The organism is Georgenia sp. AZ-5, assembly GCF_043952095.1.
In the GTDB taxonomy this organism is placed as follows: Bacteria; Actinomycetota; Actinomycetes; order Actinomycetales; family Actinomycetaceae; genus Georgenia.
This window is the reverse complement of record NZ_JBINOU010000001.1, coordinates 2,450,486-2,472,809: the sequence shown is the minus strand read 5'-3', so window position 1 is coordinate 2,472,809 and position 22,324 is coordinate 2,450,486. Positions and strand designations below refer to the sequence as shown.

Annotated in this window: 21 protein-coding genes and 1 pseudogene; 10 read left to right on the top strand and 12 right to left on the bottom strand. The window is 70.1% G+C overall.

Going from position 1 to position 22,324, the window contains the following annotated elements; translation table 11 throughout:
• The first annotated feature begins 16 nt into the window (after nucleotides 1-16).
• The 5 genes from pcaC to ACF0H8_RS11575 all read left to right on the top strand — a co-directional run bounded on the left by pcaC (nucleotide 17) and on the right by ACF0H8_RS11575 (nucleotide 4,994).
• Nucleotides 17-418: a 4-carboxymuconolactone decarboxylase gene (gene pcaC / locus ACF0H8_RS11595; protein ID WP_395289062.1), complete on the top strand. Its 402-nt coding sequence runs from the start codon at nucleotides 17-19 to the stop codon at nucleotides 416-418.
• Entirely contained in the window at nucleotides 411-1,295 is an 885-nt protein-coding gene (locus ACF0H8_RS11590; protein ID WP_395289061.1) for an NAD(P)-dependent oxidoreductase, read from the top strand. Before pcaC ends, ACF0H8_RS11590 begins: the two co-directional genes overlap by 8 nt.
• A 439-nt stretch (nucleotides 1,296-1,734) precedes the next feature.
• Nucleotides 1,735-3,123: an MFS transporter gene (locus ACF0H8_RS11585; RefSeq protein WP_395289060.1), complete on the top strand. Its 1,389-nt coding sequence runs from the start codon at nucleotides 1,735-1,737 to the stop codon at nucleotides 3,121-3,123.
• A 457-nt stretch (nucleotides 3,124-3,580) separates the two neighbouring features.
• Nucleotides 3,581-4,474 (top strand): SDR family NAD(P)-dependent oxidoreductase, encoded by an 894-nt coding sequence (locus tag ACF0H8_RS11580; protein WP_395289059.1) that lies wholly within the window; start codon nucleotides 3,581-3,583, stop codon nucleotides 4,472-4,474.
• Nucleotides 4,475-4,499: 25 nt separating this feature from the next.
• Entirely contained in the window at nucleotides 4,500-4,994 is a 495-nt protein-coding gene (locus tag ACF0H8_RS11575) for a serine hydrolase domain-containing protein (protein ID WP_395289058.1), read from the top strand.
• Here the strand turns inward: ACF0H8_RS11575 and ACF0H8_RS11570 are convergent.
• Nucleotides 4,977-5,874 (bottom strand): IS5 family transposase gene (locus tag ACF0H8_RS11570; RefSeq protein ID WP_395289008.1). Its coding sequence is split into 2 segments (ribosomal slippage): nucleotides 4,977-5,513 and nucleotides 5,515-5,874, totalling 897 coding nucleotides; the frame shifts between segments, so codons are not numbered across the junction. The two genes, ACF0H8_RS11575 and ACF0H8_RS11570, sit on opposite strands and share 18 nt — an antisense overlap.
• Nucleotides 5,875-6,291: 417 nt before the next feature.
• Here ACF0H8_RS11570 and ACF0H8_RS11565 point away from each other — a divergent pair.
• The 5 genes and pseudogenes from ACF0H8_RS11565 (at nucleotide 6,292) to ACF0H8_RS11545 (ending at nucleotide 11,732) form a co-directional block, all read left to right on the top strand.
• Nucleotides 6,292-6,861, top strand: coding sequence for a hypothetical protein (locus ACF0H8_RS11565; protein ID WP_395289009.1), 570 nt, complete (start codon nucleotides 6,292-6,294; stop codon nucleotides 6,859-6,861).
• Between the two features lie 131 nt (nucleotides 6,862-6,992).
• On the top strand, nucleotides 6,993-8,033 hold the full coding sequence (locus tag ACF0H8_RS11560) for a YihY/virulence factor BrkB family protein (protein WP_395289010.1): 1,041 nt from the start codon (nucleotides 6,993-6,995) through the stop codon (nucleotides 8,031-8,033).
• 4 nt (nucleotides 8,034-8,037) lie between these two features.
• Nucleotides 8,038-8,744 (top strand): annotated as a pseudogene (locus ACF0H8_RS11555) (IS5 family transposase); the annotation flags it as partial.
• The gene (locus ACF0H8_RS11550) at nucleotides 8,636-9,469 is read left to right on the top strand and encodes a serine hydrolase domain-containing protein (protein ID WP_395289057.1); all 834 of its coding nucleotides are present in this window, start codon (nucleotides 8,636-8,638) and stop codon (nucleotides 9,467-9,469) included. The pseudogene ACF0H8_RS11555 and the gene ACF0H8_RS11550, both read left to right, overlap by 109 nt.
• A 10-nt stretch (nucleotides 9,470-9,479) precedes the next feature.
• Complete coding sequence (locus tag ACF0H8_RS11545; protein WP_395289056.1) at nucleotides 9,480-11,732, top strand: cytochrome P450; 2,253 nt, start codon at nucleotides 9,480-9,482, stop codon at nucleotides 11,730-11,732.
• 1 nt (nucleotide 11,733) lies between these two features.
• Here the strand turns inward: ACF0H8_RS11545 and ACF0H8_RS11540 are convergent, their stop codons facing one another.
• The 11 genes from ACF0H8_RS11540 to ACF0H8_RS11490 all read right to left on the bottom strand — a co-directional run bounded on the left by ACF0H8_RS11540 (nucleotide 11,734) and on the right by ACF0H8_RS11490 (nucleotide 22,259).
• A complete protein-coding gene (locus ACF0H8_RS11540) occupies nucleotides 11,734-12,333 on the bottom strand; it encodes a TetR/AcrR family transcriptional regulator (RefSeq protein ID WP_395289055.1) in 600 nt (199 codons plus the stop codon).
• An 86-nt stretch (nucleotides 12,334-12,419) separates the two neighbouring features.
• Nucleotides 12,420-13,277 (bottom strand): SDR family NAD(P)-dependent oxidoreductase, encoded by an 858-nt coding sequence (locus ACF0H8_RS11535; RefSeq protein WP_395289054.1) that lies wholly within the window; start codon nucleotides 13,275-13,277, stop codon nucleotides 12,420-12,422.
• Nucleotides 13,274-14,077 carry a carboxymuconolactone decarboxylase family protein gene (locus ACF0H8_RS11530; protein ID WP_395289053.1) on the bottom strand — a complete coding sequence of 268 codons (804 nt, stop codon included), beginning with the start codon at nucleotides 14,075-14,077 and terminating at the stop codon, nucleotides 13,274-13,276. The genes ACF0H8_RS11535 and ACF0H8_RS11530 overlap by 4 nt, the downstream gene beginning before the upstream one ends.
• A gap of 63 nt (nucleotides 14,078-14,140) precedes the next feature.
• On the bottom strand, nucleotides 14,141-14,515 hold the full coding sequence (locus tag ACF0H8_RS11525; RefSeq protein WP_395289052.1) for a hypothetical protein: 375 nt from the start codon (nucleotides 14,513-14,515) through the stop codon (nucleotides 14,141-14,143).
• Between the two features lie 4 nt (nucleotides 14,516-14,519).
• Nucleotides 14,520-15,308 carry an N-acyl homoserine lactonase family protein gene (locus ACF0H8_RS11520; protein WP_395289051.1) on the bottom strand — a complete coding sequence of 263 codons (789 nt, stop codon included), beginning with the start codon at nucleotides 15,306-15,308 and terminating at the stop codon, nucleotides 14,520-14,522.
• A gap of 44 nt (nucleotides 15,309-15,352) precedes the next feature.
• Entirely contained in the window at nucleotides 15,353-16,381 is a 1,029-nt protein-coding gene (locus tag ACF0H8_RS11515; protein ID WP_395289050.1) for an alpha/beta fold hydrolase, read from the bottom strand.
• 1 nt (nucleotide 16,382) lies between these two features.
• Complete coding sequence (locus tag ACF0H8_RS11510) at nucleotides 16,383-17,588, bottom strand: cytochrome P450 (protein ID WP_395289049.1); 1,206 nt, start codon at nucleotides 17,586-17,588, stop codon at nucleotides 16,383-16,385.
• Nucleotides 17,589-17,628: 40 nt separating this feature from the next.
• Nucleotides 17,629-18,474 (bottom strand): SDR family NAD(P)-dependent oxidoreductase, encoded by an 846-nt coding sequence (locus ACF0H8_RS11505; RefSeq protein ID WP_395289048.1) that lies wholly within the window; start codon nucleotides 18,472-18,474, stop codon nucleotides 17,629-17,631.
• Nucleotides 18,475-18,482: 8 nt separating this feature from the next.
• Nucleotides 18,483-19,685 (bottom strand): FAD-dependent oxidoreductase, encoded by a 1,203-nt coding sequence (locus ACF0H8_RS11500; protein WP_395289047.1) that lies wholly within the window; start codon nucleotides 19,683-19,685, stop codon nucleotides 18,483-18,485.
• Between the two features lie 241 nt (nucleotides 19,686-19,926).
• Nucleotides 19,927-20,910: a PDR/VanB family oxidoreductase gene (locus ACF0H8_RS11495; protein ID WP_395289046.1), complete on the bottom strand. Its 984-nt coding sequence runs from the start codon at nucleotides 20,908-20,910 to the stop codon at nucleotides 19,927-19,929.
• Nucleotides 20,911-21,059: 149 nt separating this feature from the next.
• Nucleotides 21,060-22,259, bottom strand: a complete 1,200-nt coding sequence (locus ACF0H8_RS11490) for a cytochrome P450 (RefSeq protein ID WP_395289045.1) — start codon at nucleotides 22,257-22,259, stop codon at nucleotides 21,060-21,062.
• Nucleotides 22,260-22,324: the final 65 nt, after the last annotated feature.

Genomic DNA, 22,324 nt, shown 5'->3' with positions numbered 1-22,324 from the left:
AGAGAGCAGGATGATCATGATCGCCACCGACTCCACCGCCACCAACAAGACGTTCGAGGCGGGCCTCGAGGTCCGCAAGGCCGTCCTCGGCGCCGAGCACGTCGAGCGCTCGCTGGCCAATGTCAGCGAGTTCTCCCGCCCGATCCAGGAGCTCGTCACCGAGTACTGCTGGGGTGCGGTGTGGACGCGTCCCGGCCTGGAGCGCAAGACCCGCAGCCTCGTCAACCTGGCCATGCTCACGGCCCTTGGCCGCAACCACGAGCTCGGCGTGCACGTCAAGGGCGCCATCACCAACGGCGCCAGCCGGGAGGAGATCCAGGAGGTGCTGCTGCAGACCGCGATCTACGTGGGCGTCCCGGCGGCGCTGGAGTCCTTCAGGGTGGCCGAGCGGGTGCTGGAGGAGCTCGACAATGCTTGAGCAGCCCCGCATCGGTTTCGTCGGGCTCGGCAACATGGGCACCCCCATGGCCGGACGCCTCGCCGCGGCCGGGTACCGCGTGACGGGCACGGACCTGTCAGCGGACAACCGCCGGGCACTGATCGACGCCGGCGGCACCGCGGTCGCCTCGGCCGCCGAGGTCGCCGGCGCGTCCGACGTCCTCGTCCTCATGCTCCCGAGTTCCGACGTCGTCGAGGCGGTCCTCCTCCGCGAGGGCGCCGCCGCGGCGCTGCCCGAGGGCGCGCTCGTCATCGACATGAGCTCCTCGGAGCCTCTCCGGACCCGTGAGCTGGCGGCCCGGCTGGCAGAGCGCGGAACGGAGCTGATCGACGCCCCGGTCTCCGGCGGCGTGAAGGGCGCGGTCGCCGGCTCGCTGACGATCATGGCCGGCGGCGACGCCGAGCTCGTCGAGCGGGCGCGGCCGGTGCTCGAGGCGATGGGCAAGGTCGTCCACACCGGCCCAGTGGCCTCCGGGCACGCACTGAAGGCGTTCAACAACCTGCTCTCGGCCACGCACCTCCTCGTCACCAGCGAGGCCGTGCTCGCCGGGAAGGAGTTCGGCCTCGAGCCGGCCGTGATGCTCGCCACCATCAACGGCTCGAGCGGCCGCAGCGGCTCGACCGAGAACAAGTGGCCGAATTTCATTCTGCCGGAGTCGTACGACTCCGGGTTCGCGCTGCAGCTCATGCTCAAAGACATGCGCATCGCGACGGGGCTGGCCTCCGCGTTGGGCATGCCGAGCCGGCTGGGCGAGTGCGCCGTGGAGCTGTGGGGACAGGCGGCCGAGGAGCTGCCTCGCACGGCCGACCACACGGAGATCGCGCGCTGGCTCGTGAGCCGCACGCACATCGGTTGAGCCGCACGCACGGCAGGGGGCCGGGAGCTGCTGCTCCCGGCCCCCTCTCGCGCCACCCGCGCCCCGTGCCCGCGGGGCCGATCGCCGCTCGTCCACGGCGGCGGGTGAGCGCGTGTCGTCGGCGAAGTTGTTGTCAGACTCTGGCGCACGGTGTACAACTGTCTAGCCAACCGGTTGTACGACTATCGTACGAACCGGGCTGGTTCGTGACGGCGCGAATCAGGACTTCGGACGTCGGACCTCGCGCCCAGATTGACTGCACCGCCCGGTCCGCCCGCGGCCGTCGACGAGGACACCGCGGGATCACAAGGCGTTCATGCCGCCAAGAGCATAGGGACACGACATGACAGACCGCGTCGCTTCACGATCAACTCCTGCTCCCACGACACAAGCACCGGTCAGGGGTATCGCCATCCCCTGGCGTCAGGCAGGGCTGTACATGGCCATCACGTTCTCGCTGCTGCAGATGCTCAACGAGGTCGGCGCCATGATGGCGATCCCCATGTACGGGGCGATGAGTGCCGAGCTCGGCCTCACCCCCAACCAGGTCTCCTGGGTGCTGCTCACCACCACGCTGGCCGGCGCCGCCTCGATCGCGATCCTGTCCAAGGCCGGGGACCTGTTCGGCCACCGACGCCTGATGATCTGGTGCGTACTGGGCATCGTCGTCGGTTACGTCGTCTCGGCCCTGGCGCCGAACTTCGCGGTCCTCATCGTCGGGCGCGCCCTGACCGGCATCATGGCCGGTCAGGCACTGTGCGTTGGCATCATGAACGACCGGCTCACCGAGCTGGACCGGCGCAAGGCCATCGGCATCATCGGCGGCGGCCAGGCAATCGGGGTCTTTATCGGCTTCGCCCTCGGCGGCTTGATGATCGTGCTCGGGGCCAGCTGGCGAACCGCGTTCTGGATCGGCGCCATCCTGACCGTCGTCAGCCTCGTCGCCTTCCTGGCGTGGGGCTCGGACTCGGACGCCGTCAAGCGCAACGTCGGGGCGTCCAGGCGGATGGACGTCCTGGGCGTGCTCCTGATGGGACTGGGCCTGACCGCCCTGTGCATCGGGATCAGCCAGTCCACGGTGTGGGGCGTGACCTCCGGCCGGACCCTGGCCTGGGTGCTCGGTGGCGTGGCACTCCTCGCCATCTCGCTGTGGTGGGAGTCGCGCGCCAGGGAGCCGCTGCTGGACATCAGCCAGCTCTTCACGCGGCGCCTGCTCCCCGCCTACGCCGTCTTCGTCGCCATGGGCATCCCGGGGATGCTCTTCTTCAACCTCGTGATGGGCTACGCGCAGACCCCGGCGGCCGTCACCGGGTATGGGTTCGGCCTCAACCCCCTCGTGGCCGGGTTCGTCTTCATCCCCATGACCGTCGCCGGCATCGTCGCCGCGCGCGTCGTCCCCCACCTGCTGCACACCGTCGCGCCCCGCACGGTGATCATCGCTGCCGGGCTCGCCCAGGCGCTCACCTTCGTCTGGCTCTGGGCCATGCACGAGCAGCTGTGGGCCGCCCTGGTGGGCGTCCTCGTTTACGGCCTCGCCTACACCGCGCTGTTCACGACGGCCATCTCGGTGATCGCGGCCGAGGCCGTGGTCGGCAAGGGGGCCGGCACCGCCTCCGTCTACGTCGCGATCGCCCTGTCCGCCTCCTCGATCGGCACCGCCATCTACTCGGCCATCGTGGGCAAGTACACCGACCCGACCACCAACATCCCGGTCGCCGCGACCTACGACGTCGGCTTCCTGGTGGCGGCGGGCGCATCCCTGGTGGCGGTGCTCGCCGGACTCTGGCTGTCCAAGAAGCTCAACCTCACCGAGGTGGTCGTCCACTGAGGGCGAGATCCCCACAGACCCCGCCGGCCTCGGCGCAGGAGCGCGGCGTCCGCGGACTTGGCGCGCATACCCCGAAAGTCCGCGGACGCCGGGGCGCGGTGCCCGTGCGGGAGCTGAGCGCGGCGATGTGGGGGCGGTCATCGCGTCGAGGTCCTTCGAGCCAGTTGCGAGAAGTAGTCGACGGCTCACGCGGTGACCCGCACGCGACGCACGCTCACCTGGTCGACCGATGCACCACCCCGCTTGACGAGCGTTCCCGCACACCGGAGGGCGACGGCGGAGCAGCGGCAAGATCGCCGTTCGCCGCCCTGGGGCGGGGCGTGCCGTCAGACCGGAACGGGCCTCGGAACCTCCGCCCTGGCGTCCGTCACGGACGCGTGCCTGCGCCGCTGCTGACCTGAGAAGCCGGGGCCGCGCCCCAGGCAAAGGGCCTAGACCTAGACACGCGTCCAGGTTCATGACACGCTCGCCGCTCCACCGAGATGTGAGCCAGGGCACAGGCGCCGCGGCGGGCCCTGCCGACGACGGGAGTCAACAGATGGAACTCGACGGCGCTATCGCAGTCGTCACGGGCGCAGCCTCAGGCATGGGACTGGCGACCGCGCGAGCCCTCACCCAGGCGGGAGCGACCGTCTACGGCATCGACCTGCGCCACGAGGCCCTCGACCGGGAGTTCGCCGCGCTGGAGCGTGCACGAGCCTTCGCGATCGACGTCTCGGACTCGAGGAAGGTCAGCGCCGTCTTCGCCGAGGTCGAGGCCGACCATGGCCGGCTCGACGTCCTGGTCAACGCGGCCGGCGTCTCCACGCCGAGTCGCGAGAAGCAGGCCTGGGTGGACGAGATCAACGACAACATGGTGGAGTCGATGAAGCGCGGCACGCCCTTCCACCCGGAGTTCTTCGGTGGTATCACCGACGAGGACTTCGACCGCGTGCTCGCCATCAACCTCACCGGCACCTTCTACACGATCCGCGCCGCCATCCCTCTGATGAAGGCGGCCGGCGGCGGATCGATCGTGAACTTCGCCTCCGTCGCGGGCCTCCTCGGCCTGCCGATGCCCGCCTACTACCCGGCCTCCAAGGCCGCCGTGGTGGGCCTGACCAAGGCCGCGGCCGCCGAGCTCGCGCCGTTCGACATCCGCGTCAACGCCCTCGCCCCGGCGGGCGTCAACACACCCATGTTCACCGCCTCCGGCGACGACCACGTCGAGGCTCTGCTCGCCCTGCAGCCGCTCAAGCGCGTGGCCGAGCCCGACGAGGTCGGCCGCACCGTGCTGTTCCTGGCCTCCGAGGCCGCCCACCACTTCACCGGCCAGACGCTGTCGCCCTCCGGCGGCGCGCTCATGGTCTGACCCCGACGACGCGAAAGGACCGGCCATGACCACGACCGACACCCAGCAGGACGTCACCATCACCGACGCACCTGGGATGGAGTACCGCTTCCTCGAGTTGCTCGACGAGACCATTCGCGAGGACATCGCCCGCGGCGACTACTACGGCGCCAACATCATCGTCGCCCGCCACGGCCAGATCGCCCTTCGCGGCACCTACGGCCGCGCCGACGCCGACACCGGCCGCCCCACCCGCGGGGACGACCTTTACCGCATCCTGTCGATGTCCAAGGGCTTCACCAACGCGCTCGTCCTCCGTGCGCTGAGCGAGGGCAAGCTCATGCTCTCCACCCGCGTCGTCGACCTCATCCCCGAGTTCCTCGGCGCCGAGCCCTTCCGTGCCGCCCGCAAGGACCGCATCAACGTCGCCCACCTCCTCACCCACCGCGCCGGCATGCCCGCCACTCCCAACCCGGGCCTGGGCCCGGAAGGGTTCGGCGTGCTCGCCGACGTCATCGAGGCACTAGGGCGTGTCTCTTAATGCGTTGAGCCAGATGGTGATCGCTCGCAGGACGACGCCGCCGCGGTAGGTCAGCGCGAGCTTGTCGTAGCGGGTGGCCAGGGCGCGCCACTGCTTGAAGACGTTGAAGGAGCGTTCGACGACGTTGCGCCGCTTGTAGGCCTCTTCGTCGTAGGTGACGGGCCGGCCGCCCTTGGACCCGCGGCGTTTGCGGTTGGCGACCTGGTCGGAGCGTTCGGGGATGACGGCCTGGATGCCGCGCCGGCGCAGCAGCGCCCGGTTCGCCCGGGAGGAGTAGGCCTTGTCGGCCAGCGCCCGCACCGGCGTGCTCCGGGCCCGCCCAGGGCCCAGCCGGGGCACGCGCACAGAGTTCATGAGGTGGACGAACATCGGCGAGTCTCCGCCCTGCCCTGGTCCGAGCACCATCACCAGCGGGCGCATGTTGCCGTCGCAGACGTGGTGGATCTTCGTGCTCAGTCCGCCGCGGGAGCGGCCGATGGCGTGGTCAGGCGGCTCCTCGTCCAGTTTCATGTAATTCGACAGGTCCCCCTGTGTCCCTCGGGAGGTTCGTGGCGTGCTGGTGAGCACGGTTGATCGTGGAGTCCACCGACACCTCCCAGTTGACCAGGCCGGCCGCGTCCGCCTGCGCGAGCAGGGCGGTGAGGATCTTGTCCCAGGTCCCGTCGCCGCTGAAGCGGCGGTGCCGCTTCCACACCGTCTGCCACGGGCCGAAGCACTCGGGCAGGTCCCGCCAGGCGATCCCGGTGCGGTAGCGGTAGACGATGCCCTCCACCACCGCGCGGTGGTCCCGGAACCGCCGTCCCCGACGGCCCTCCGAGGTCGGCATCAACGGTTCGATCAACTCCCACTGGGCATCCGTCAGCACGGCATAACGTGACACCCCCGCAGCGTTTCAGCCCAACGGCTCGACTATTGGGAGACACGCCCTAGTAGCTCCGAAAAGCGATATGGCGCCTCCGTGCTGGTCGCCGCCGACATCGGCGTAGCGATTGGGGGCGCTGGTTCCGCCGTCGCCGTCGAACTCGCCGCCTCGCCCTATGGGCGGCCTCCCGAAATGGGAGGTGATCGCGCTGGCCGCACGGTCAATAACATGCGACAGAACATCGCCAGGCACTCGAATGTTTCTCAACGGGGATGATTCGTCCGCGGCGTGCATGCGCGCCATTGAAAGGTGGTCGGGGGGACGCCCCTGGGCGCGACACTCGGGCGTCGGGCGGGTAACACTACGGGTGTCGGCATCGATGAGGCTGGCGACGGATCTCGGTTTCCCTGTCCCGCTACGACGAGGTGAAGACCCATGTCTGAACGCAACACGCTGGTGCGGAGCATGCACGATCTCGGTCTGGACGCGTGGTTTGGCGGCTCCCTCATGGGGGCGATCGGCCTCAACGGTGCGGCCTCGGCCGCGGCGGACCCCAACGAGCGGTTGACGCTGTCCTCCAAGGGGTGGGGCATGTGGGCCCCGGTGAACGCCGCGGCCATCGGCACCCATGTGGTCGGCAGCGTCGGCCTGATCGCCGGCAATAAGGCCCGGTTGATGAGCCAGCCCGAGGCCATGCAGAACACGATCGTCAAGAGTGTGCTCACCGTCGTGGCGGTCGGTATGACGGTCTACAGCGGGATGCTGGGCGCCAAGGTTGCCAGGGAGGCGCAGCGAGGCGGCGAGGGCGCCGCCGGGCCGGCGCCGCAGGGGGCCATGGGGGCCACTGAGCCGTCGCCGGGTTCCTCGGCCACGCTGGCGGCGGCGCAGAAGCAGCTCAAGGCGCTGCAGTGGGCGATCCCCCTGGTGACGGGATTGCTGGTCGTCCTGGGCGCGCAGCAGGGGGAGCAGCAGCGCCCCGTCGCCGGGCGGTCGTCGCGGCGCTAGCCAGCAGTGGCGCAGACTATCCGGGACACGACACTGCAGCTGGGCTCGAGCCGGCTGGACGGCAGCTACTGCCCGAACTAGGCAAGTGGCGGGCGCGGCCGGCCCTGTCATTCGTCGAGAGGAGAGGTGCCATGGCCTCGCACCAGGAGGGCCTTGCCAAGCCGGACTCCCCGACTGAGATCCGCAAACCGTCCTGGGGGTACGTGCTGCGCAAGACGGCCAAGGAGTTCATGGCGGATCAGTGCACCGACATCGCCGCCGCTCTGACGTATTACGCGGTGCTGTCGATCTTCCCCGCCCTGATCGCCCTGGTTTCGATCCTGAGTCTGGTTGGGCAGGCGGGGACGACGACCAATGTCATCGTCGGCATGCTCGAGGGCGTGGTCCCGCAGGACGCCATGAGAACTCTCGAACCGGCCATCGCGCAGCTCACGACGGCGCCGGCTCCGGGCATCGGTCTCATCATCGGTCTGCTTACCGCGCTGTGGACCGCGTCGAACTACGTCAACGCCTTCGGGCGGGCGATGAACCGCATGTACCAGATCCCCGAGGGCCGCCCGGTCTGGAAGCTGCGCCCGCTCATGTACGGCCTGACGGCCCTGCTGCTGGTTCTGGTCGCCATCGCCGCCCTGGTACTCGTCGTCAGCGGGCCCATCGCCCAGGCGATCGGTGGTGCCATCGGACTGGGTTCGGCGGCTCTGGCGGCGTGGAACATCGCCAAGTGGCCAGTGCTGCTCCTCGTCGTCATCGTGATCGTCGCGCTGCTCTACTACTTCACGCCGAACGTCAAGCAGCCGAAGTTTCGCTGGATCAGCCTGGGTGCGGTCATCGCCATCGTCGTCGCGGCCCTCGCCGTCCTGGCTTTCGGCTTCTATGTGAGCAAGTTCGGCAGCTACGGCGCGACGTATGGCGCGCTGGCCGGCGTGATCATCTTCCTGCTGCTCCTGTGGATCATGAACCTCGCCCTGCTTTTTGGTGCCGAGTTCGACTCCGAGCTTGAGCGCGGCCGCGAGCTACAGGGCGGGATCGCGGCGGAGGAGACGCTCCAGCTGCCCCCACGGGACACACGCGCCAGCGACAAGAAGGCGGTGAAGGCCCAGAAGGACGTCCAGCGGGGCCGGGCGCTTCGCGAGTCGCGCGGCCGCAGCGCCAAGCCGGACGACGATGCCTGAACCGTGGAAGCGCCACCGCCGCTTCAGCGGGGACGGTACCTGGGACAAGATCTTGACCATCCTCCTCGCCCACGCCGACGCGGCCGGTCTGATCGACTGGGAGGTCTCGGTCGACTCCACGGTCAACCGTGCCCACCAGCACGCCACCAACCTGCCCCGGGACACAGGGGGACCTGTCGAATTGCACGAAACTGCGGCAGGAGCCGCCTGACCACGCCATCGGTCGCTCGCGTGGCGGGCTGAGCACGAAGATCCACCACCTGTGCGAGGGCAACATGCGCCCGCTGGTGATGCTCCTGGGGCCCGGGCAGGGCGGGGACTCACCGATGTTCACCCACGTCCTGGGCGCGTTGAGCGTGCCCCGCCTCGGTGGGGGCCGGCCGCGCACGACCCGGATCGGGCCGTGGGCGACAAGGCCTACTCCTCCCGGGCCAACCGCCAGCTCCTGCGCCGACGCGGGATCCGGGCCGTCATCCCCGAACGCTTGACCAGGTCGCCAACCGCAAGCGCCGCGGATCCAGGGGCGGCCGCCCGGTTACCTACGACGAAGAGGCCTAGAAGCGACGCAACGTCGTCGAACGCTCCTTCAACGTCTTCAAGCAGTGGCGCGCCCTGGCCACCCGCTACGACAAGCTCGCCCTGACCTACCGCGGCGGCGTCGTCCTGCGCGCCATCACCATCTGGCTCAGAGCATTAAGAGACACGCCCTAGGCGGCGTCGACGTCGTCAACGAGCCCGGCACGAAACTCAACTACTCCGCCGCCATCAACCACGCCCTCCTCGGCGAGCTGGTCCGTCGGGCTTACGGCGCCGACTCCTTCTCAGCCCTCGCCACCGAGAAGGTCTTCGAGCCGATCGGAATGTCCCGCACCCGCTTCGGCCTGCCCCGCGAGTGGGCGGAGGAGGCCGTCCCGCTCAAGGTCATCGTCGCCAACGACAGCTGGCTCGAACCCCGGGACATCGAGATCCTCAACGACGTCATCAGCGAGGACGCCGAGATGCCGTGGGTCGGCGCCGTCTCCACCATCGACGACGTCTTCGCCTTCACCGAGATGCTCCGCAACCGCGGCCGGGTCGGGGACTTCCAGCTCATCGGCGAGTCCGCCCTGGACTTCGCCACCACCAACCAGACCGGTGAGATGATCAACGACCTCTACGGCATGGTCGCGGCCGCCCGGAAGTGGGACCTGCCCACGGGGAACATGGGCCTCGGCATGGCCCTCGCCGGGACCGGCACCCACGCCCGGTTCTTCGGGCCGTTCGTCTCGCCGCGCACCTTCGGCTCCTACGGCGCCGGCTCGTCCCTCCTGTGGGTCGACCCCGTCTCGGACGTCTCCTTCTGCTTCCTGTCCTCCGGCGTCATGGACGAGGGCGACAACGTCGCACGCTTCCAGAAGCTCTCCAGCATCACCGCCTCCGCGGTCCTGAACCGGTGAGGAGCACACCATGACCATGCTGCACGACGACGCCCGGCAGACGGGCCGCTGCCCGGTCGCCCACGGGTTCGACGTCATGTCGGACGCCTACTACCGCGACCCCGCCGCCCACCTCGCCGAAGTGCGCGACGCCACCCCGGTCTTCTGGTTCGAGGCCCTCCACGGCTGGGCCGTCACCCGGCGCGAGGACGCCCTCATGGTCCTCGGCGACTGGCAGACGTTCTCCTCCGCCGGCAACACCGCGGCGGACGTGCCCGAGAAGTACCGCGACGTCTACCCGCCCGAGCTGGTCTCAAACATGATCCTCGCTCAGGACCCACCCCGGCACACCGATACCCGCCGGATCGCCCAGCGCGGCTTCCTCAAGGAACGCATCGACCGGCTCCAGCCGGAGATCGAGGCGCGAGCGCACCGCATCATCGACCGGTTCGAGGCCAACGGGTCCGGCAACCTCATCGCCGACTACTGCCTCGAGCTCACGACGCAGACGATCATGGCCCTCCTCGACCTGGACTACGACAAAGAAGGGATGCTCCGCCAGCTGCGCGACGACCTGTTCGCCGTCATCGCAAGCGCCCACGAGGAGATGCCCGACGACGTCCGGCTCGCGCTGTGGGACCGGTTCGTCGCCGCCAACATGGAGCTGCGCAAGATCATCGAGGCCCGCCGCCACTCCGACGCCGACGACCTCATCTCCGTCATGTCCTCGGCGAAGAACGACGACGGCTCCTGGGCCATGGACACCGCCCGGATCGGCCTGCACATCTCCGAGTTCGCCGCGGCCGGCACCGACACCACGGCGCAGGCCATGGCCAACGCGGTCATCTTCCTCGCCCAGCACCCCGACGCCCTCCAGGACGCGCTCGCCGAGCCGGACCTGTGGCCGCGCGTGTTCGAGGAGACGGTCCGCCGCCGGGTGTCCTCGACCTTCACCTCTCGCCGCGCCACCAGGGACGTGACGATCGCCGGCGTGCACATCCCCGCCGGCGACATGATCCACGTGGCACTCACCAGTGCGAACACCGATCCGGAGCACTACGACCGGCCGTTCGAGTTCGACATCCACCGGTCCGACCCCACCGACCACCTCGCCTTCTCGACCGGGCGGCACACCTGCCTGGGGAACCCGCTCGCGCGGGTGCAGGGGGCGACGGGCCTGAAGGTGCTCTTCGAGCGCCTGCCCTCACTGCGACCGGTCGACGCCGACGAGCTCGACTTCCTCCGCATGGCACTGCTGCCCGTCCGGCGCACCCTCAGCGTCACCTGGGACGTGCGGGACATCGAGCGGCAGAAGGAGCGAACGGTCCGCACACTCAACCTTCGCGTGCTCGCGAGGCGAGAGGCCGCCGACGGCGTCGTCGAGATCACGCTCGGCCACCCCGACGGCGGTGAGCTGCCGCGGTGGAAGGCCGGGGCGCACATCGACGTGCACGTCCCCGCCGGTGAGGCCGAGCCGCTCGTGCGGCAGTACTCGCTGTGCGAAGACCCGGCCGAGCGGCGCACGTACCGGATAGGCGTGCTCCGCGAGGTCGCCGGCCGTGGCGGGTCGGCAGCGATCCACGACTCCGTCGACGTCGGTGCAACCATCACCGTGTCCTGGCCACGGAACAACTTCCGGCTCACCCCAGCGCCGCGCTACCTCTTCATCGCCGGTGGTATCGGCATCACCCCGATTCTCGCGATGATCCGGGAGGCCGAGCGGTCCGGTGCCGACTGGGAGCTCGTGTATGGCGGGCGGAGCCGCTCGTCGATGGCGTTCCTCGACGAGCTCTCCGCATACGGGGACCGGGTGCGGATCGTGCCGCAGGACGAGTCCGGGCTCCTTGACCTCGCGACCCTGCTCGAGATCGTCCGCGGCGACACGCTGGTCTACTGCTGCGGGCCCGAGCCGCTGTTGCGGGCGGTGGAGGAGCGCACCGCTCACTGGCCGAAGGACTCGCTGCGGCTTGAGCGGTTCGCGCCCAAGGTGATCGAGCGGTCGCACCCGGACACCCCGTTCGAGGTGGAGTTCGCGGCCTCGGGCGTGAGGGTCCAGGTCGGGGCGGAGGAGTCGATCCTGGATGCTGCTGCGAGGGCCGGGTTGCCGGTCATCTCGTCGTGCAGGAACGGCACCTGCGGCACCTGCGAGACGCGGATCGTCGCCGGGCGGGCGGACCACCGGGACTCGATCCTCACCGGCGCGGAGCAGGATGCCAACGCGACGATGATGACCTGCGTCTCGCGCGCAGCGCCGGGGTGTGCGCGGCTCGTGCTGGACCGCTGACCTAGGGACGAGGGCCGGGTCGCTCGCTGAACAGGTACGCCCACTGGCGGGCGAGGGAGGCGAGCACCCGGTCCTCGTGGTCGTCGTGGCCGCGGACGTACAGGAAGTAGAAGGTGCGCTCGAGGCTCATCATCAGCGTGCTCATGTGGACGGCCCGGTCCTCGCGCTCGTCCTCCGATGCACAGCTCTCGTAGAGCACCGTCTGCGCCGCGCACATGCGCCGGATCAGTCCGAGCCACTCATCGAGGACGTCCTGCTCGGCGGTCATCACCTGGGCGATCGCCTCGAACTCGGGAGAGTACCGCCGCCACATCTCCCGGGCGCTCTCCAGCCACCGGCGCATGGCAGGTTCGTCGTGCGACGGCAGCTCGTCGAGCGCGCGATAGAGGTCCGCGACGTCGTCCTCGAGCTCGTGCATCCGTGCCAGCACGATCTGCGGCTTGCCGCTGAAGTAGAGGTAGAGGTTCGAGCGGCTTCCCCCGGCTGCTGCTGCGATCTGCGCCATCGAGGTCTGCTCATAGCCCTGCTCGCGGAAGAGCCGGAGCGCCTCGTCGACGAATCGCTGGCGGGTGGCCACTCCTCGGGCGGTGCGTTCGGTCATGCGGGCGTCGGCTCCTCCGCGCGGTCGGCTCCCACCCTAGAGTCAGCAAGCAGAAGGCGCGCACACGCCGCCCCGGACACCCGGCTCTAGACCTCGACCTCGTTGGGGCCGGTGTGCGCGGCGCCGCCGTCGATCGAGAGCACGGCACCTGTGACGTAGCTGGACGCCGGAGAGGCGAGGTATACCGCGAGCCCCTCGAGCTCGCTGAGCCGCCCCGCGCGCTTGAGGGCCGAGACCCGCGCGAAGTCCGCGGTCATGGCCTGGGCCGTCGGGTTCGCCCGGCGGATGTTCGTCTCGAACAGGCCGGGCGCGATCGCATTGACCAGGATGTTGCGCGGGGCCAGCTCGAGCGCGGCGTTCCTGACGAGGCCCACGACCCCGGCCTTGGTCGCCGCGTAGGCGTACCCCACCATGGGGTCCGCGCGGATCCCGCCGACGGACGACGTCACGACGATCCGCCCATATCCAGATGTCATGTGCCGGGCGGCACTGGCCACGGTGTTCATCGCCCCGGTGAGGTTGACGTCGAGGACGCTGCGCCACCGGTCCTGGTCGATCTCCGTGAGGCGCCCGGACTTCAGACGCGGCCCGATGCCGGCGCTGATGCCCGCGTTGGCGAAGACGACATGCAGGCCGGGTCTCGACGCGGCCACACGCGCGAACTGCGCGTCCAGCTCGTCGGCGTCCGTGATGTCCACCGCCACGGTGCCCACCTCGTAGCCCTCGCCGTCGAGGTCGGCCCGCGCGGCGGCCAGCCGCTCCTCCTCCCGGTCGAGGAGCGTGACGGTCGCGCCCGCTCGTGCGAGCGCCGCGCCCATGGTCAGTCCGAGGCCGCTGCCGCCACCCGTGACCAGCACGCCGAGGCCACGCACGTCGAACATGGACCCGAGATGCTCGAGCCGCCGGCTCTCCTGGTCCGCCTTCGTCGCTACATCGGACCTCATGCGCGCGTCCTCTCCTCGGCCGCCGCATCAAGGCAGGCGCCACGGGCGGGTTCTCCCGTGCCCAGCTGCTCCTTGAGGAGCGTCGCTCCCTCCAGCACGGCGTGGGTGCCGAGCATGCTGGAGATCTCCATGACCGCGACGATCTCGTCCCGGCTCGCCCCGTGCCGCAGAGCGTTCCGGACGTGCTGCTCGATCCCCGGCTCGTGCAGGTGCGTGGCTGCGACGTCGAAGGAGATGTAGATGAGCTCCTTCACCTTGGGCTCGAGCACGCCGTCCCGCCACGGCTGCGCCGAGTAATCGACGTACGCCTCGAAGAGGTCCGGGGCGAGGCGGAGGAGCCCGTCGAAGTCCGGGTTCCAGAACCCCCTGTCGGCGGTGAACTCCGCCTTGAGGGCCTCCTGCCGGGCGGAGAGCCGGCCCGCGTCGTCCATTCCGAGCTCCGCGAGCACCTTCTCCAGGATGGGGGCCCCGACCAGTATGGCGTGGATGCCGAGGGTCCCAACCAGCTGGAGAACCTCGAGGACCTCCCCCGGGGAGGCCCCGGCGTCGAGCGCTGCGCCCATGTGGTGCCTTGCCCCGGGGGCGTACATGTGCGTGGCGTTCACCGCCACCGCCAGATGGACGAGGTGCCGCTCCTTCTCGCTCAGCGCGCTGTTCCGCGCCGGTACTGCGACCAGGCGGGCGTGAGCGGAGAAATGGCCGGGGCTCAGCTCGAGCAGGGCGGCGAGCCGTTCGTCCCAGTGTCCGTGGAGGCGGACGAAGTCCTCTCGGATGGCTGCAGCCGTCACTGTGCTGTTCATGCGTCTGCCTCGGGTGCTAGCAGGGAGCGAGGGGCCGGACGACCCCTCGCCGGATGCCTGACCTCAGTGTCCGTGCGCGAACACGTTGGCGGCCGGGGGCGGGCCGTTCTGCTCGAACTCCCGGGTCTGGCGCTTCTTCTCCGCCTGGTAGGTCTCGACGTCACCGCGGTGGTAGGCGATCAGGCCACGCCTCGCGCTCGGCGCGACGTGGCACAGTCCGGGCACATCGGCGTTGTCCCGGCAGTCGATGCTCCCGCCAGCGGGCGCGATGGCCGCCAGCGACCTGCCCGAGCGGGCCAGGCCGGCCGTGGTGTACCGCCGACGAGCTTCGTCGCCGCAGGCGGGGCACTGCTGGCTGAGCGGGGCGGGCGTCTCGGCGTAGACCTCGCCCTCCCACGTGCACGCGGTGCACCGGTAGTCGAAGAGCATGCGGCTCATGCGATCACTCGATCGCCGAGAGAGGGCCGCCGAAGTCGGCCCAGTCGCGCGGGTCGTGGGCGATCCACACCTTGGCCTGCTCGTCCTCCTGGAGGTTCTTCAGGGTGGTGATCGACTTGCGGGCCACCTCGTAGTCCCAGTCGTTGGGGTCCACCTCGTCCCACTCCATCGCCTCGCGCAGGTGCACGGTGTCGCCGGTGAGCACGATGTTCTGGGAGGGCAGGCGCACGAGCGCGCTGAGCTCGCCGGGCGTGTGCCCCGGGGTGTGAAGGATGTTGATGGCGCCGTCGCCGAACAGGTCCGTGCCCAGCGGGTCGACGTCGTGCCAGTCGAACTCCTTCACCTCGTCGCTGAGGTCGCTCGGCTGGAACAGGTAGGCGGTCTCCCCGGGGTCCGCCGCCCAGCGGAACTCCTCAGGCCCGATGTAGAACTCCGCACGGGGGAAGAGGTACAGCCCGCCGGCGTGGTCGGAGTGGGTGTGCGAGAGGACGACGTGGGTGATGTCCTCGGGCCGGAACCCGAGCTTGGCGAGCTGGCGGTCGATGCGCTGCTCGGGGTTCGACTCGATCATCGCCGTCTCGGGACGGTCACCGAAGACCAGCGCCGGGTCGTCGCAGACGAGCGGGTTCATGCTGGTGTCGAACAGGACCAGGCCCTGCTCGTGCTCGATCAGGAACGCCGGTAGGGGGATCGACACGGTGCCTTCGGCGCCGACGACCAGGTGCGCGGCGTCGATGTTCATCCGGGGGGCGTCCAGCGCCCAGAGGCGGGCGGCGGTGGTTGTCTGGGACATGAGCCTTCCTTCGTTGGGAGGTTCGTGCGCGGATGGGGCGAGGGTCATGCGACGCACATGCCGGCCTTCTCGTTCACCCAGTGGGTAAGAAGGTCGAAGATCACGCGATTGTTGTTCTCGAAGATCAGGCCGTGCCCATTGCCGGCCAGTCCGTGCGCGGCCAGCTCCAGGTGGTCGACGGCGACGCCGGCGTCCCGCAGGAACGCGACGGTCTGCCGGTCCCCGTCCACCCGGCCCGAGGCGGACCCCGAGACGACGCACACCGGGGTGCGCGCCAGCCGCGGCAGTCGCGCGGTTGCTCCCGAACGGTCCCAGGTCAGGGGAACCGCCGTCGGCCCCTCGGTGAGGCGGCCCCGGGGCCCGAGGTCCCTGAAGGGCGGCCCGAGCGGCTCGACCGCGACGAGCCCGAACACGAGGTCGGGGCGCCGGTCGGCCGCGAGCCAGCCCGCCGGTGCCCCGGCTGAGTGCGTGACGACGACGGCTGGGCCAGTCCGCTCGAGCAGGTCCACGAGCCTGCGGCCGTCGAGCTCCTGGCCCAGCGCGGTGTCGAGCAGCATCCCGCTCGAGGACGCTACCTGCGCGTCCACGTGCGAGTCGCCCGGCCCCCGCCCCCACGGCCAGGCGCCGTGCCCGGCGGCGCGGGGATCGTCTTCGGCCGGCACGAAGACGGCGGCGAGGCCGGCGTAGTCGGGTGACGGCGTGCGGGCACCCAGCCGTGCCGGGTCCCACGGGGAGCGACCGTGCCCGGGACGGTCGAGGAGGTAGGCGGGATGGCCGGCCGCGAGGGCGAGCTGAGCCCAGCCCTCCTCCGCGCCGGCGGTGCCGAGCCAGTCGGTCGACTGCCCACCGCCGCCGTGGACGAACACCAGCGGCGGCAGGCCCGTGGGCTCGGCGGGCGCCTCCCACTGGACCCAGGCGGGCCCGAGCTGCCAGGTCTGGCCCGCGTGAGCGTCCCTGGGGGAGGCGGCGCCGGTCCCGCGCCGCAGGTCGCCCGGCAGCCAGAAGCCGCCGCGGCGCACGTGCACCGCGGGCGCCTCCTCGTGCGGCGGCCTGGCGGCGCGGGAGGTCGTCACATCAGGCCTTGGGCGTGAGGCGGACGGGCACGTACTCGTGGCCGAAGGCCTGGTAATTGACGGCCTGACGCGGCTCACCGACCAGCTCGATCGTGGCGATCCGCTCGACCATGGCCCGGAGCAGGGTGCGCGCCTCGAGGCGCGCGACGAGGTTGCCCGCGCAGGTGTGGATGCCGAACCCGAAGGACAGGTGGCCACCCTTGAGGTCGCGGTCGACGTGGAACTCGTCGGGGTTCGTGTACTGGCGGGGGTCGCGGCCGGCACCGAGCCACATGGTGAGGATCTTGGCGCCCTCGGGGATACGTACCCCGCCGAGCACCGTCTCCTTGTTGGCCCACCTGCCGCCGTAGCGGGACGCCGGGTAGTAGCGGATGGCCTCCTCCCAGGCGTTCTCCACGAGACCGGGATCGGCGACGAGCTTCTCCCACTCCCCCGGGTTGTCGCCGAAGGCGCGCATCATCGAGGCGATGGAGGCCGTCGTCGTGTCGAACCCGGCGGCGAAGATCGACTTGAGGATCTGCTGGGCGGTGTGCTCGCTGATCTTCCCCTCGTCGGCCATCGCGTACAGCTGCCAGCCGATGCCGCCCTCGGCCTGGACCTCGCGGGCGGTGTTGTTCTCCACCCACTCCTGGGCCTCGGAGGCGCGGGCGAGCTTCGCGGCCTGGAAGTCGCTCGGGGGGCCGAAGGTGTTGAAGACGCCGTCGCCGAACTTCAGCAGCAGCTCGCGGCCCTCCTCGGGGAGGCCGAGGACGTCGGGGAAGACCTTCAGGACGTAGCGCGCCGCGATGTCCTGGAAGCCGTCGACCTCCACCGGGCCGTCCGCCAGCAGCTCGTCGAGGATCCGCTCGGCCTCCGCCCGGAAGTGCACCTCGAAGGCGGCAAGGTTCTCCTTGGAGAACACGCTGAGCACGGCGTTCTTCGACGCCGTGTGCTCCGGTGGGTCCTCGAGGATGAGGGTCCGCGGACGGAAGGGGGACGGCGCGTAGAACGGCCTGTCCGTGGAGGAGAAGGTCCGCCAGTCGCGCAGCGCCTTCTGGATCTCCGCGAAGCGCGTGATCGCGTAGTAGCCGTACTTCTTGACGTGGACGACCGGGGCGACCTCGCGCGCCTCGCCGTCGAACCTGTGCGGGTCCTCCAACGACTCCATCGCGAACGGGTCGTAGTCGATCTCAGGCGCCTCGATCGGCGCCTCGACGGTGGCGGTCATGCTCCTACCTCTCTGTAGTGGACGGCGAGCGCGGGCGGGATCAGGTGCCGGGGACGCGCACGGGCGGCGCCTCGCCGGTCTCCATCCACCGGAGCCGCTTGTGGACCCCGGCGGTGGCCATCTCGGGGTGGGTGAGGACGAAGAACTGGTTGTGCCGGATGGCGTCGACCACGAGGCCGGCCACGTGGGCGGGGTCCAGCCCGATCTCGGCCGAGGCCCTTGCGAGGGCCTCCATCACCGCGACCCGGGCCGGTTCGGTGGCGGCCGGGACGGTGCGTGGCCGGTTGCGCTCGGCCTCGGGCATCCGCGTCCTCACCGGTCCCGGCGCGAGCAGGGAGACGCCGACGTGGCTGCCCGCGCCCCGCAGCTCGATCTCGAGGGACTCGGTCATGCCCAGCACGGCGAACTTGGACGCGCAGTACGGCATCATCGTGGCGCTGCCGGAGTTGAAGGCGGCGACGGAGGCGGTGTTGACGATGTGCGCCTCCTCCTGCTGCTGGAGCAGCGGCAGGAAGATGCGGCAGCCGTTGAGGACGCCGAAGAAGTTGACGTCCATGACCCAGCGCCAGGCCTGCTCGGGGACGTTGAGGAAGGTGCCGCCGGTCTCGACGCCCGCGTTGTTGCACACGACGTTGACCTTGCCGAAGGCCTCGACCGTGCGGTCCGCCAGGTTCTGGAGGCTGGCCGTGTCGCTGACGTCGGTCCGGACGCCGATGACCTCGCCCCGGGCGCCGAGGGTGCGCAGGGCGGCGTCGAGCGCGGCTTGCTCGATGTCCGCGATGACGACCTTCGCCCCCTCCGTGAGGAAGCGCTCGGCCATGGCGTAGCCGATGCCGCTCGCGCCGCCGGTGACGACGGCGACCTTGTCCGTGAAGCTCGTGATCATGTCGTCTCCTACCAGGCGCCGATGAGGGAGGGGGTCTCGAGGGACTTGGTGAAGAGCAGGCGCCGGACGGCGGCCTCCTCGTCCGACTCGAGCGTCCGCAGCTCGGCCAGGTCCCGCTCGAGCCGCTCGGGGTCGGAGGAGTGGTAGACGAGGCGCTTGTTGTTGCTCGCGGCGGGGTTGACCTGCTCGACGAAGACGCGGCGCCGCTCACGCGCGTAGTCGTCGAGGATGCCCTCGTCGGCCTCGCCCTTGATCACCGCGGCAAGGACCTCCTGGAGGATGAAGGTGTCGAACAGCCCGGAGGTCAGGCCGAGACCACCGGTGGGGTTCGTGGCGTGCGCGGCGTCGCCGGCGAGGAGGACGCGTCCGTCGCGGAAGCGGCTCGCCGCGCGCTGGTGCATCCGGTACGGCGAGTAGGAGTCGAGCTCGAAGCCCTCGGTGTCCGGGAGAACCTCCTCGAGGAAGGCGGGCATGCGGTCGAGCACGCCCTCCTCGGGCAAGGAGGCGTCCTCGCAGTAGGTGTAGCGCCACAGGCCCGTCTCGCCGGAGTTGTCGATCTTGGAGATGATCGCGCCGTAGACGTCGTCGATGAGCATCGTCGTCTGCGAGAAGCCCTTCTCCTCGAAGGGGTAGCGGATGTTGGTCGCGACGAAGCGCTCCGGCCACGTGATCCCCTCGAACTCGATGCCGAGGGACTCCCGGACGCGGCTGCGGGCGCCGTCGGCGCCGATGAGCCAGCTGCCGCGCAGGGTGCGCTCCCCGTCGGCCGCCGCGGCGACGGCGGTGACGCCGTCGGCGTCCTGTTCGAGGGAGACGAGCTTGTGCCCCCAGAGCACCTTGGCGTGCGGGTGGTCGGCGAGGGCCTCGAGCGCCACCTCGACGAGCACGTGCTGCCCGAGGTGGAGGTTGTACGGGTGCTTGACGAGCCGCTCGATCGACCGCAGCCCGTAACGGATCTCCTCGCCGGTCCGGTGGACCTTGTAGGTGTAGTCCTGCTTGAGGAAGCCGCGGGCGACGGCCTGGTCGTAGACGTCCAACCGCTCGAGGCCGTCGAGGACCGACCAGTGGTACACCATCGCCCGGGGCGAAGGCACGACGCCGTCGTTGCGCTCGAGAACGGTCACCGGGACACCGGCCTGGGCGAGCCCGAGGGCGTTGAGGATGCCCACCGGGCCTGCCCCGACAATGAGGACGGGATCGTGCTGCGTCATGTCATGTCCTTCCCGGGCGGCCACACCGCCGCCCGATGTCCCCTCTCGGGGCGTGCGTGTAACGATACTGATTGTCATACGGTCCGACAATGCCTGTGCCGAAGCGTTCGGCGGCGTTTCGCTGGACGGGTGTCTAGTCGGAGGCACCAGTGTGCTGGATCACGCTCGCGGTGTCAGCAGGTTGCGCATGGTGAGACCGGGGCGCCCGGACGGACGCCGCGCACCGCCGGAAGGAACGGCGCTAGATGTCGAGCTCGAGGACAGGGCACCTGGCCCGGGAGACGCAGATCATCATCATCGCGTTCTCCGCCTTCTCCTCGTCGCTCAGGATGGAGTCGCGGTGGTCGACCTCGCCCGACAGAACGGGGGTCTCGCACGTGCCGCACGTGCCCTCCATGCAGGAGTAGATGACCGGGACGCCGGCTTCCTCAAGCACCTCGACGATCGACCTGTCCTCGGGCACCTCGACCTCCATGTCGGACATGGCCAGGCGGACCTTGAAGCACCCGCGGTCCTTGGTGAGGGCCTCGGCGTCCTTGGGTGCGAAGCGCTCCAGGTGGAGGGCACCGTCTGGCCAGCTCTCCATGACGGTCTCGAGCGCCCGGAGGAAGCCCTCGGGACCGCAGGCGTAGACGAGGGTGCCGTCGGCCGGTTCCCCGACCAGCGCGAGGAGGTCGGGCACGCCGGCCTCGTCGTCGGGGCGGACGGCGACCTTGCCGGGATGGCGCTCCTCGAGCTCGCGCCAGAATGCCATCGACGACCGGGAACGCCCCATGTAGGTCAGGGTCCAGTCGGCACCCTCGCGCTCGGCGGCCTCGATCATCGGCATGAGCGGGGTGATGCCTACGCCGGCGGCGAGGAAGCGGTACGTGGGGGCGGTGACGAGCTCGAAGTGGTTGGTCGGGCCGGCGACGTCGACGAGTGAGCCGGGGCCGAGCTCGTCGTGGACGTAGACGGAGCCGCCGCGGCTCTTCGGCTCGCGCAGGACCGCCAGGCGGTAGCGCGAGGTGTCGGACGGGCTGCCGCAGAGGGAGTACTGCCGGCTGAGCCCGTTGGGGAGCCGGAGGTCCAGGTGGGCGCCGGGGAGCCAGCCAGGCAGCGGCATCCCTTCGGGGTGGGCGAGGACGAGCTCGACGACGCAGTCGGAGGCGAGACGCTTCTCGACCACCTCCAGCGTGAGGACGTCCTGGTCGGAGGCGGGGCGGACGGCGACGGCGACGGACATGTCGGTCTCCCTTCGGGTGAGGCTGATTGGGTTCACAGGCCCGGTGAGGGCGCGCGCCGGTCCGGGAGCCGGCGCAGTCTGCCACGGTGCCGCGACGGGCGGCCCTGCCATGGGCTCGTGGAGCGGCGCCCGGCGGTCGCCGCCCGTGGTCATGCGATGAAGCGGATCGGGACGTTGGTCCAGCCGGTCCGGAGCGGCCGGCCGTTGGAGACCGGCTCGCCCGCGAGCTCGAAGCCCGAGGTCTTCTGCAGCAGCCTGGTGAGCGTGGCCTTGAGCTCCTCGCGCGCGATCGGCGCGCCCATGCACTGGTGCGGACCGTGCCCGAAGGTCAGGTGCTGCGGCGTCGGCGCACGATCGACGTCGTAGGTGTCACCGTCAGGGAACCGGTCCTCGTCCCGGTTGGCCGAGTAGACGCTGAGGGCGACCTTGTCGCCGGCCGCGATGGTGCGGCCGTGGGCCTCCACGGCCTTGGTGGCGTGGCGGCCCAGCTGGTGCAGCGGCGGGGCAAGGCGGAGGAGCTCCTCGACGGCGCTCGGCACTAGCGAGAGGTCCTCCCGGAGCCGCTGCTGGTCCTGCGGGTGGGCGGCGAGGTAGCCGACGATCGATCCGATGGCGGCCGTAGTCGTGTCCGCGCCGGCGGAGAAGATCTGCACGCCGAGGGCGACGAGCTCCTCGTGGGTGATGGGGCGGCCCCCGGGCTCGAGCAGCATCGCGCCGGACATGACGTCGATCGCGGGATCCTGGGGCCTCTGCCGGCGGTCCGCGATGAGCGCCTCGACGGTCGGGTTCCACAGCGTCTTGTTGACCTCGCGGTGCTTCTCGAGGTCGAAGCGCACGGCGTCGGCCTTGGCCAGCGAGTCCGCCATGGTGACCCAGGCGTCCTCGGGGAGCAGGAGGAACTTCGCCAGCACTTGCTGCGGGACGATTCGACCGAACTCGTCGATCATGTCGCCCTCGCCGCGCTCGACGAGCGGGTCGAGGTTCTTCGCGACGATCTCCTCGATGTCCGGCACGAGCATCCCGACGCGCTCGGCGGTGAAGTACTGCGAGAGGAACTTCCGGAAGAAGGTGTGCTCCGGCGGGTTCGCCTGGATCGGGATGGACTTCATGAACTCGGGGAACTCGACGAACGGCTGGCCGCTCGTGTACGTCCGCCAGTCCCGGCTCCCCTTCTGGACGTCCGGGTACTTCATGAAGCACCAGAAGCCGTCGTAGTCGCTGGTGTAGGACAGCGGCTGCTCGGCGCGCAGGCGCCGGTACTCGGCCGGGTAGTCGGTGACCGTGATCGGGTTCCAGTCGTCGGCGGGGACGGTCGTCTCCTGGGCCACTGCGGTGCTGTTCTCGGTCACGAGGACCTCCCTCTGATAAATGGGCGTGTCACGACGGTGTGTCCGCTGCGTCGCCACTGCCCTGT

Bases quoted from the DNA above. Each gene is read 5' to 3' on its own strand.
- ACF0H8_RS11560 (WP_395289010.1), top strand. From the start codon at position 6,993: ATGGCCTCGCACCAGGAGGGCCTTGCCAAGCCGGACTCCCCGACTGAG.
- ACF0H8_RS11520 (WP_395289051.1), bottom strand. From the start codon at position 15,308: ATGTCCCAGACAACCACCGCCGCCCGCCTCTGGGCGCTGGACGCCCCC.
- ACF0H8_RS11525 (WP_395289052.1), bottom strand. From the start codon at position 14,515: ATGAGCCGCATGCTCTTCGACTACCGGTGCACCGCGTGCACGTGGGAG.
- ACF0H8_RS11575 (WP_395289058.1), top strand. From the start codon at position 4,500: ATGACCACGACCGACACCCAGCAGGACGTCACCATCACCGACGCACCT.
- ACF0H8_RS11590 (WP_395289061.1), top strand. From the start codon at position 411: ATGCTTGAGCAGCCCCGCATCGGTTTCGTCGGGCTCGGCAACATGGGC.
- ACF0H8_RS11495 (WP_395289046.1), bottom strand. From the start codon at position 20,910: ATGTCCGTCGCCGTCGCCGTCCGCCCCGCCTCCGACCAGGACGTCCTC.
- ACF0H8_RS11540 (WP_395289055.1), bottom strand. From the start codon at position 12,333: ATGACCGAACGCACCGCCCGAGGAGTGGCCACCCGCCAGCGATTCGTC.
- ACF0H8_RS11580 (WP_395289059.1), top strand. From the start codon at position 3,581: ATGACACGCTCGCCGCTCCACCGAGATGTGAGCCAGGGCACAGGCGCC.
- pcaC (WP_395289062.1), top strand. From the start codon at position 17: ATGATCGCCACCGACTCCACCGCCACCAACAAGACGTTCGAGGCGGGC.
- ACF0H8_RS11565 (WP_395289009.1), top strand. From the start codon at position 6,292: ATGTCTGAACGCAACACGCTGGTGCGGAGCATGCACGATCTCGGTCTG.
- ACF0H8_RS11500 (WP_395289047.1), bottom strand. From the start codon at position 19,685: ATGACGCAGCACGATCCCGTCCTCATTGTCGGGGCAGGCCCGGTGGGC.
- ACF0H8_RS11510 (WP_395289049.1), bottom strand. From the start codon at position 17,588: ATGACCGCCACCGTCGAGGCGCCGATCGAGGCGCCTGAGATCGACTAC.
- ACF0H8_RS11530 (WP_395289053.1), bottom strand. From the start codon at position 14,077: ATGAACAGCACAGTGACGGCTGCAGCCATCCGAGAGGACTTCGTCCGC.
- ACF0H8_RS11535 (WP_395289054.1), bottom strand. From the start codon at position 13,277: ATGAGGTCCGATGTAGCGACGAAGGCGGACCAGGAGAGCCGGCGGCTC.
- ACF0H8_RS11505 (WP_395289048.1), bottom strand. From the start codon at position 18,474: ATGATCACGAGCTTCACGGACAAGGTCGCCGTCGTCACCGGCGGCGCG.
- ACF0H8_RS11585 (WP_395289060.1), top strand. From the start codon at position 1,735: ATGGCCATCACGTTCTCGCTGCTGCAGATGCTCAACGAGGTCGGCGCC.
- ACF0H8_RS11545 (WP_395289056.1), top strand. From the start codon at position 9,480: ATGACCATGCTGCACGACGACGCCCGGCAGACGGGCCGCTGCCCGGTC.